The organism is Streptomyces sp. IBSBF 3136 (assembly GCF_036815105.1).
In the GTDB taxonomy this organism is placed as follows: Bacteria; Actinomycetota; Actinomycetes; order Streptomycetales; family Streptomycetaceae; genus Streptomyces.
Genome location: NZ_JAJSZC010000276.1, coordinates 1 through 8,842 on the forward strand (window position 1 = coordinate 1; position 8,842 = coordinate 8,842).

The window sequence follows — 8,842 nt, forward strand, 5'->3', positions numbered from 1 at the left end:
CTCGCGGACAGGTGCGTGGGGCGGTGTGGGCGGGAACCGGGCGGGCGGCCGGCTCCGCGTCCCGCCCGGCTTCCTGCCCCGAGTCCCGGCACGGGCGGCCTGCCGGGGCCGCCCCGGATCCGGCTGTCAGTGCGCCATGGCAGGATCGGGGGCGTGGCAGACACAGCATCGAAGAAGACCGACAAGACCTCCGGCGGCGCCCGTCCCCGACTGATGCTCATGGACGGGCACTCGCTGGCCTACCGCGCGTTCTTCGCGCTGCCCGCGGAGAACTTCACGACCGCGACGGGGCAGCCGACGAACGCCATCTACGGCTTCGCCTCGATGCTGGCCAACACCCTGCGTGACGAGGCGCCCACGCACTTCGCGGTCGCCTTCGACGTCTCCCGCAAGACCTGGCGCTCCGAGCGGTTCACCGAGTACAAGGCGAACCGCTCCAAGACCCCCGACGAGTTCAGGGGCCAGGTCGAGCTGATCGGCGAGCTGCTCGACGCGATGCACGCCCCGCGCTTCGCCGTCGAGGGCTTCGAGGCGGACGACATCATCGCCACCCTCGCCACCCAGGCCGAGGCCGAGGGCTTCGACGTGCTGATCGTCACCGGCGACCGCGACTCCTTCCAGCTGGTCACCGAGCACACCACCGTGCTCTACCCGACCAAGGGCGTCTCGGAGCTGACCCGCTTCACACCGGAGAAGGTTTTCGAGAAGTACGGATTGACGCCCGCCCAGTACCCGGACTTCGCGGCCCTGCGCGGCGACCCGTCCGACAACCTTCCGGGCATCCCCGGCGTCGGCGAGAAGACCGCGGCGAAGTGGATCAACCAGTTCGGCTCGTTCGCGGAGCTGGTCGAGCGCGTCGAGGAGGTCAAGGGCAAGGCCGGGCAGAACCTCCGCGACCACCTGGAGGCCGTCAAGCTCAACCGCGTCCTGACCGAGCTGGAGCGCGAGGTGGAGCTGGAGCGGGCGGTGCCCGACCTGGAGCGCGCCCCGTACGACCGCAAGGCCGTGGCCCTGGTCCTGGACACCCTGGAGATCCGCAACCCGTCGCTGCGCGAGCGCCTCTTCGCCGTCGACCCCGGCGCCGAGGAGGCCGAGGTCACCCCGGTCGTCGCGGACGGCGTGGAACTGGACGGCGCGATCCTCGGTACCGGCGAGCTGGCCCCGTGGCTGGCCGAGCACGGCACCGGGACGCTGGGCGTGGCCACGGTCGACACCTGGGCACTGGGCACCGGCTCGGTCGCCGAGATCGCCCTCGCGGCCACCGGGGGAGCGGCCGCCTGGTTCGACCCCGCCGAGCTGGACGAGGCCGACGAGAACGCGTTCGCCGCCTGGCTCGCCGACGCGGAGCGCGCCAAGGTGTTCCACAACCTCAAGGGCGCCATGCGCGTCTTCGCCGAGCACGGCTGGGACATCGACGGCGCACGCATGGACACCGCGCTCGCCGCCTACCTGGTCAAGCCGGGCCGTCGCTCCTTCGACCTCGACGCGCTGTCCCTGGAGTACCTGCACCGCGAGCTGGCGCCCGCGGCGGCCGCCGACGGCCAGCTGGCCTTCGGCGCGGACGACGGGGCCGAGGCCGAGGCGCTGATGATCAAGGCCCGTGCCGTCCTCGACCTCGGCGAGGCCTTCGAGACCCGCCTCGGCGAGGTCGGCGCCGCTGACCTCATGCGGGACATGGAGCTGCCCACCTCGGCGCTGCTCGCCCGCCTGGAGCGCCACGGCATCGCGGCCGACCGCGCGCACCTGGAGGCCATGGAGCAGACGTTCGCGGGCGCCGTGCAGCAGGCCGTGAAGGAGGCGCACGCGGCCGCCGGGCACGAGTTCAACCTGGGCTCGCCCAAGCAGCTCCAGGAGGTCCTCTTCGGCGAGCTGGCCCTGCCCCGCACCAAGAAGACCAAGACCGGCTACACCACCGACGCCGACGCCCTGGCCTGGCTCGCCACCCAGACCGACAACGAGCTGCCGGTGATCATGCTCCGCCACCGGGAGCAGGCGAAGCTGAGGGTCACGGTCGAGGGCCTGATCAAGACGATCGCCGGCGACGGCCGTATCCACACCACGTTCAACCAGACGGTGGCCGCGACCGGCCGGCTGTCGTCCACGGACCCGAACCTGCAGAACATCCCGGTCCGCACCGACGAGGGCCGGGCGATCCGCCGCGGCTTCGTGGTCGGCGAGGGCTTCGAGTCCCTGATGACCGCCGACTACAGCCAGATCGAACTGCGGGTGATGGCCCACCTCTCCGAGGACGAGGGCCTGATCGAGGCGTTCACCTCCGGTGAGGACCTGCACACCACGGTCGCCTCCCAGGTCTTCTCCGTCGAGCGGGACGCCGTCGACGCGGAGATGCGCCGCAAGATCAAGGCGATGTCCTACGGCCTGGCGTACGGCCTGTCCGCCTTCGGCCTCTCCCAGCAGCTGAACATCGAGGCGGGCGAGGCGCGCGCCCTGATGGACACCTACTTCGAGCGCTTCGGCGGCGTGCGGGACTACCTGCGCCGGGCGGTCGACGAGGCGCGGGCGACCGGCTACACGGCGACGCTGTTCGGCCGCCGCCGCTACCTCCCGGACCTCAACAGCGACAACCGGCAGCGCCGGGAGGCGGCCGAGCGGATGGCCCTGAACGCGCCGATCCAGGGCACGGCGGCCGACATCGTCAAGATCGCCATGCTCCACGTCGACCGGGCCCTGCGCGAGGCGGACCTCAAGTCCCGCATGCTCCTGCAGGTCCATGACGAAATCGTGCTGGAGATCGCCCCCGGAGAGCGCGAGGCCACCGAGGAGATCGTCCGCCGCGAGATGGCGAACGCGGTCTCCCTGAGGGCCCCCCTGGACGTCTCGGTGGGTGTCGGCAGGGACTGGGAATCGGCCGCGCACTAGCCTCCGGCGGTTCGGCGGGGGGTGCCGTCCGGCAACAGCCGGAGGACACCTCCCCGCCCGCCCGCGGCAGCGGCAGGGCGCCACCGCGCGGCTGCCCCACCGCACTGGTCGGCGGCACCGCGCGGCTGCCCCACCACACTGGCCGGGTCACACCGCGCGGCTGCCTGACCACACCTGACCGCGCCCCGCCCCCAGGGCTGACCACGCTCACTCCCGCAGGACCGTCCCCGCCGAACCCCCGGAGGGGCTTTCACTCACGTGGCCCCCGTCAGAACGCATCTCATGCCTCTCAGCCGCAACACTGCGGGCATGGGTATACGCACGCTTCACCGTCTGACGGCCGAAGGCCCCCCGGCCCGGGTGCAGAGCACCTCGGCCCCGGCCGCGTCCGTCTCGCCGGTCCCGGCCCTCGCGGCCGGCGCAAGCACCGCCCGCATCCCCGCCGACCCGGCCGCGGCCCTGCGCAGAGCCGTGGCGGAACTCCGGCGCCGCCCGGCCGCAGGCACCCGCCTGGCGCCGGTCTGGCGCACCCGGGCCGACCTGGCCCGTGCCTACCTCGCGCTGCTGCTCACCCTGGTCCCCAGAGCCCGCCCGCGGCGCACCCTCACCGTCTTCGTCGCCACCCTCAACGAGCCGCCGACCCCTCCCGGCGGGCGGAGGCCGGCACACCCGGACCGTCCGGACGGCGGACCGGACGCCACCACCTGACCCCGGCGGCGTACCCGAGCACCCCGAGGAGCAGCCCGGTGCCCGTGCCGAAGCACAGCGTGGGCACCAGGTCCCACGCGCTCGCGGACGTGCCCCAGTAGTCCCACCACCGCACCGCACGCTGCACCGCCCCCGCGAGCGCGCAGCCCCCGATCACGGCCCCGGCCCACCAGCGGTCCCGGCCGGACAGCACGGGCAGCGCCGGCGGCTCACCGGCCGGCGCCCACCGCAGCGCCCGTACCAGGAACACGGCGATCACCACGGCGGCGAGCGCGGACGTGCCGTACTGCAGCCAGGTGTGGAGCGGCATCCCCGCCAGGTTCCGCGCGAGGGCCGGCACCAGTCGCGAACCCCACCGGTCGTGATGCGTGAACGCGTCCCACACGACATGGGTCAGCGCCCCGAGCGCCGCGGAGACGTACCACCGCACCAGCGGGGCGAGCCGTACACGCGTGCGGGGCGCACCGCAGCGCAGCAGGGCGGCCGGCGCGCCCTGCCGGTGCCGCGGCAGCAGCGCCACCAGCGGCTCCCGCACGAGCAGCCACAGCGCCATCAGCGTCCAGGCGATGAGCACGTCCACACCGGCCACACCGGCGAAGGAGTGGGTGACCGTTCCGAACTCCATGCCGCCCGGCACGGCACTCGCGGCGTAGAAGGGCATGTCGGGCGCGAAGGACCCCGCGACGAGCACCGAGGGCACCAGCCGGCCCCGGCCGCCGCCGTCCCGGCGGACGGCGGGCAGCACGGCGGCCGCGTGGCTGAGTGTGAACGGCAACGGGACCCCCTGGGACGGTCGTCGGCGGACGACGCCGGCACCGGTGATCGTCTGCCGTCCAGTATGCGTGAGCGCCGTCCGCGGCCCCCGAGGCCAACGGGAGTTGGCCGACCGGTGAATACCGGGCACGAACGGGTGCCCGCGCCAAGCAAGTTGTCGTAGGGTCACCTGGGTCGCCCTGCGGAAACACAGGGTCGAACACACATCGCACGGATGGAAAGGCGGCTCAGGGGCAACCACAGCACCGGGTCAACCGTCACACCAGAGCGAGGCAGTCGGACGGAGACGGACGCACAGGCGTTCACGGGAGGGTTCACTCTATGGCGGCGCATTTCGGCAGGCGGCTGCGCAAGGGAGCGGCGACCACCGCCGCGGCGGCGGCAGCGGTCGCGGCACTGTCCGCGTCCCAGGCACCGGGAGCCACCGGCGTGAACCAGGACAGACCCACCGCCGCCGGCTCCAGCACCCCCGCACCGGACCCGACCACCGACGGCAACGCCACCGGCAACTCGCCGTACTACACGGACCTGCCGCCCCTCAAGAGCCCCAACCCCAGCCCGTCGCCCACCATCGGCACCCCCGTGGCCCGGGGCGAGGCCGAAGCGGGCATCCCCGCGACGGTCCTCGACGCCTACCGGAAGGCCGAGGCCGAGCTGCGCGCCGGCAAGCCGGGCTGCAACCTGCCCTGGCAACTCCTCGCCGCCATCGGCAAGGTGGAGTCGGGCCAGGCCCGCGGCGGCCGCGTCGACGCCGACGGCACCACCCTCGGCCGGATCCTCGGCCCGCAGCTCGACGGCAACGGCTTCGCGCTCATCAAGGACACCGACCACGGCGCGTACGACGGCAACAGCCACTACGACCAGGCCGTCGGACCGATGCAGTTCATCCCGTCCACCTGGGCCTGGGCCGGCCGCGACGGCAACGGTGACGGCAAGGCGGACCCCAACAACGTCTACGACGCCGCGCTCGCCGCGGGCCACTACCTGTGCCGCAACGACTGGGACATGTCCACCGAGGGCGGCCTGCACAGCGCGATCCTCAGCTACAACAACTCCCAGGACTACCTGAACCTCGTCCTGAACTGGATGGACTACTACCGCAAGGGCAGCCACTCCGTCCCCGACGGCACCGGCGGCGTGCCCTCGCACCGCAGCGACGACCACACCGGGCGGCCCACCGGCACCCCGACACCCACCGACCCGCCGCGGAACAAGCCGCACCACAAGCCGCACAAGCCGCACAAGCCCGACCAGCCGCAGAAGCCCGGCACGCCCGGCGGCCCCACGAGCCCCGACCCCACGCCGCCCGTCCCGCCGAAGCCCCCCACGCCCTCCGACACGGTCGACCACCTGGCCGACGCCGGCACCGGCAAGCTCACCGCGCGGGCCGGTGACGACTTCGCCCGGCGGATCAGCACCCGCGCCGAGACCAAGGCCGGGGCGGCCGTCGGCAAGGTCCGGATCCGCTTCACCATCACCGGCGACACCGACACCACCTTCGCCGGCGGCGAGAGCGTCGCCACCGTCGCCACCGACGCCAAGGGCGTGGCGGTCGCACCCGCCCTCCAGGCCGGCGAGAAGACCGGCGACTTCACCGTCACCACCGCCGTCGTCGGACACCAGGCCAAGGGCGTCGACTACACCGCCACCGTCACCGCCCGCACCGCCGACACCCTCGCCCGCACCAGCGACACCCCGCTCACCTGCACCCCCGGCGGCGAATTCGCCGACCAGGTCCAGGTGAAGGCCACCTACAAGGGCGCCGTCGCGGACCAGGTCGCCGCCACCGCCACCCTGATCAAGTCGGCCGACGACCCCACCGAGAACGATAAGGGCCCCTCCTTCAAGGACGCCGACGGCAAGCCCGTACGCACCCTCACCGGCCTCAAGACCGACGGCAAGGGCCTGCTCACCCTGCCCAAGCTGTACGCGGACGACACCACCGGCACCTTCCTGCTCCGCATCACCACCACCGGCGGCGCCACCCTCACCGTCGAACTGAAGGTCGCCGCGGCCGACGCCCCGGCGAGCCCGTCGCCCAGCCCGTCCGCCACCTCCTGACCGCACAGCACAGCACGGCACCGCACGAGCACAGCACCCGCGACCCGCACACCCACAGGGCGCCCGCTCCGCACCCGCGGACCGGGCGCCCTGCCGGTGCGCGACGCTGTTCTCCTCTTCACGCGCGCGTGGCCGACGTGTTCTCTTCTCACGCGCCCGTTGCTACCGTGCCCGACCTGACGACCCATCAGCGACCGTCGCCGGGAGGCCCCGCATGCGCGCCCTGCTCGCCGCCGCGACCGGCCTCGCCCTCGCCGTCGCCCTCGTCCTCGCCATGACCGCCCTGGGCACGCCGACCGCCCGCACATCCCCCGAGCCGCTGCTGACGACCGTGCCCGCACACCCCTAGCAGCGACCCGCCAGGAGGGAGCCGCACATGCGCCGCAAGGCAAGCCTGGTCCTGCTCGCCTGCGCCGTGTTCTGCGCGGCGCTCGCCCCCCTGCTGCGCTGGTACGCCTTCCCGCGCCTGGCCCGCATCCCCGCCGGCCAGTACCAGGACATGGTCCTGGAAGCCCGGGACGCCACCCTCCTCGACTACGGCACCATGCGCGCCAGGAAAGTCCCCAAGGTCACCATCGTGCAGACCCTCAAAGGCAACGTCGAAGCCGCCGAGAACATCGAGAAGACCGCGGGCAGACCCGTCGTCGTCTGGGACAGCCTCTCCTACGTCCAGGGACCCGACGGCAAGATGGTCTCCCGGATCCCCGAACGCTACATCTTCGACGCCCACACCCAGGACCCCGTCCACGCCACCGGGGAAAGCGTCGACGGCGACCCCGTCACACGCCGCGGCATCGAGTTCAAGTGGCCCTTCCTCACCGAGAAGCGGGACTACGAGTACTTCGACGCACAGACCCGCACCACCAACCCCATCCATTACCGGGGCACCCGCACCTTCCGCGGCCTGCACGTCTACTACTTCGAGCAGACCATCCCCTGGACCAAGGTCCCCATGCCCAAGACCATGCCGGTCAAGGGCATCACCCCGGAATCCGTCGCCAGGACCGGCACCACCCGCTGGTACACCACCGTCCGCAGGTTCTGGGTCGAACCCGTCACCGGAGCACCCGTCTACGGCGAGGAGATCCACCGGGAGGAACTGCGCGGCGGCACCCTCCTCGGCGACCGCGCCGAGGTCACCGCCTTCGCCGGCCACGTGAGGATGCGCGAGGACTACATCGAGCACACGGTCGCCCTCGTCGAGCGCAACCGCACCCTCGTCCTCACCCTCACCTCCTACCTGCCCTGGGGATCCCTCACCCTCGGCCTCCTGCTCCTCGCGCTCTCCCTCTACCTGGAGGCCCGCTCCCGCCGCCCCCAGGACCCGCGGGCCACCGAGGCACCCGCTCCCGAACCGGTCAGCGCCTGAGCCGCGCGTTCGTGTACCGCGTGGGCTCCGCGGTCGCCGGGTCCTCGGGCCACGGATGCTTCGGATAGCGCCCGCGCAGTTCCGCCCGCACCCCCTGGTAGCCGTCCGCCCAGAAGGACGCCAGGTCGGCCGTGACCGCCGCCGGCCGGCCGGCGGGCGACAGCAGATGCACGAGCAACGGCACACCCGCCACCACCGGCGTCCGGCCCAGCCCGAACATCTCCTGCAGCTTCACGGCCAGAACCGGCCGCTCCGGATCCCCGTAGTCCACCCGGATCCGCGACCCGCTCGGCACGGTGATCCGCTCCGGCGCCAGCTCGTCCAGCCGCGCCGCCTCCCCGCTCGCCCACGGCAGCAGCCGCGTCAGCGCCTGACCGGCATCGATCCGGGCGAGATCCGCCCGGCGCCGGGCGCGGCCCAGCTCCGGCTCCAGCCACTCGTCCACGCGCGCGTGCAGCGCTGCGTCCGACACGTCCGGCCACGGCTCCCCGAGACGCGCCCGCAGGAACGCCAGCCGCTGCCGCAGCACGCGGGCGTCCGGCGACCACCGCAACAGCCCCGGTCCCTCCTGCCGCAGCCCCTCGACCAGAGCGGCACGCACCAGCGCCGCATCGGCGTCCCGCAGCGGCCGCACGGCCAGCTCGATCGCCCCCAGCCGCTCCACCCGCCGCGCCACCACGTCCCCGTCCGCCCAGCGCACCTCTTCCCGCTCGTCGAGAAACGCCCCCGCGGCGGCCCGCGCCACCTCCTCCGGCACCGCGGCCCCGAGCCGCACCCGCGCGTGCCCCTTACCGCCCGGCCGGTCCGCCACCGCGACGACGATCCACGGAGCCCCGCGCAACGCCGACCCCTCGGACAACTCGGCCCGGGTCCCGGACACCATCAGATACGACCCGCCGTCCAGCCTGGCCACCCGCTCGGGAAACGCCAGAGCCGACACCAGCCCGACCAGCCCCTCCTCACCGACGGCACCCGCCGACGTGCCGGCGAGCACGTCACCCCCGGCGTCCGCCCCGGCGGACCTTCCCCGCCGACCGCCCCGCCCGGACC

Annotated in this window: 7 protein-coding genes; 5 read left to right on the forward strand and 2 right to left on the reverse strand. The window is 73.4% G+C overall.

The window, feature by feature from the left end:
* Positions 1 to 153 precede the first annotated feature (153 nt).
* On the forward strand, positions 154 to 2,880 hold the full coding sequence (polA, locus tag V7E45_RS35860; RefSeq protein WP_333778454.1) for a DNA polymerase I: 2,727 nt from the start codon (positions 154 to 156) through the stop codon (positions 2,878 to 2,880).
* Positions 2,881 to 3,189: 309 nt separating this feature from the next.
* Positions 3,190 to 3,588, forward strand: coding sequence for a hypothetical protein (locus V7E45_RS35865; protein WP_333778456.1), 399 nt, complete (start codon positions 3,190 to 3,192; stop codon positions 3,586 to 3,588).
* Here the strand turns inward: V7E45_RS35865 and V7E45_RS35870 are convergent.
* Positions 3,506 to 4,363 (reverse strand): DUF4184 family protein, encoded by an 858-nt coding sequence (locus tag V7E45_RS35870; protein ID WP_333778457.1) that lies wholly within the window; start codon positions 4,361 to 4,363, stop codon positions 3,506 to 3,508. The genes V7E45_RS35865 and V7E45_RS35870 overlap by 83 nt on opposite strands.
* 320 nt (positions 4,364 to 4,683) lie before the next feature.
* On the opposite strand from V7E45_RS35870, the gene V7E45_RS35875 reads away from it, so the two are divergent.
* The 3 genes from V7E45_RS35875 (at position 4,684) to V7E45_RS35885 (ending at position 7,792) form a co-directional block, all read left to right on the forward strand.
* Positions 4,684 to 6,423, forward strand: a complete 1,740-nt coding sequence (locus tag V7E45_RS35875) for a lytic transglycosylase domain-containing protein (protein ID WP_333778458.1) — start codon at positions 4,684 to 4,686, stop codon at positions 6,421 to 6,423.
* A gap of 214 nt (positions 6,424 to 6,637) precedes the next feature.
* Entirely contained in the window at positions 6,638 to 6,772 is a 135-nt protein-coding gene (locus V7E45_RS35880; protein WP_333778459.1) for an SPW_0924 family protein, read from the forward strand.
* Between the two features lie 27 nt (positions 6,773 to 6,799).
* Entirely contained in the window at positions 6,800 to 7,792 is a 993-nt protein-coding gene (locus V7E45_RS35885; RefSeq protein ID WP_333778460.1) for a DUF3068 domain-containing protein, read from the forward strand.
* Here the strand turns inward: V7E45_RS35885 and V7E45_RS35890 are convergent.
* On the reverse strand, positions 7,782 to 8,842 hold a 1,061-nt coding region (locus V7E45_RS35890), incomplete at its 5' end, for an ATP-dependent helicase C-terminal domain-containing protein (protein WP_333778461.1). The two genes, V7E45_RS35885 and V7E45_RS35890, sit on opposite strands and share 11 nt — an antisense overlap.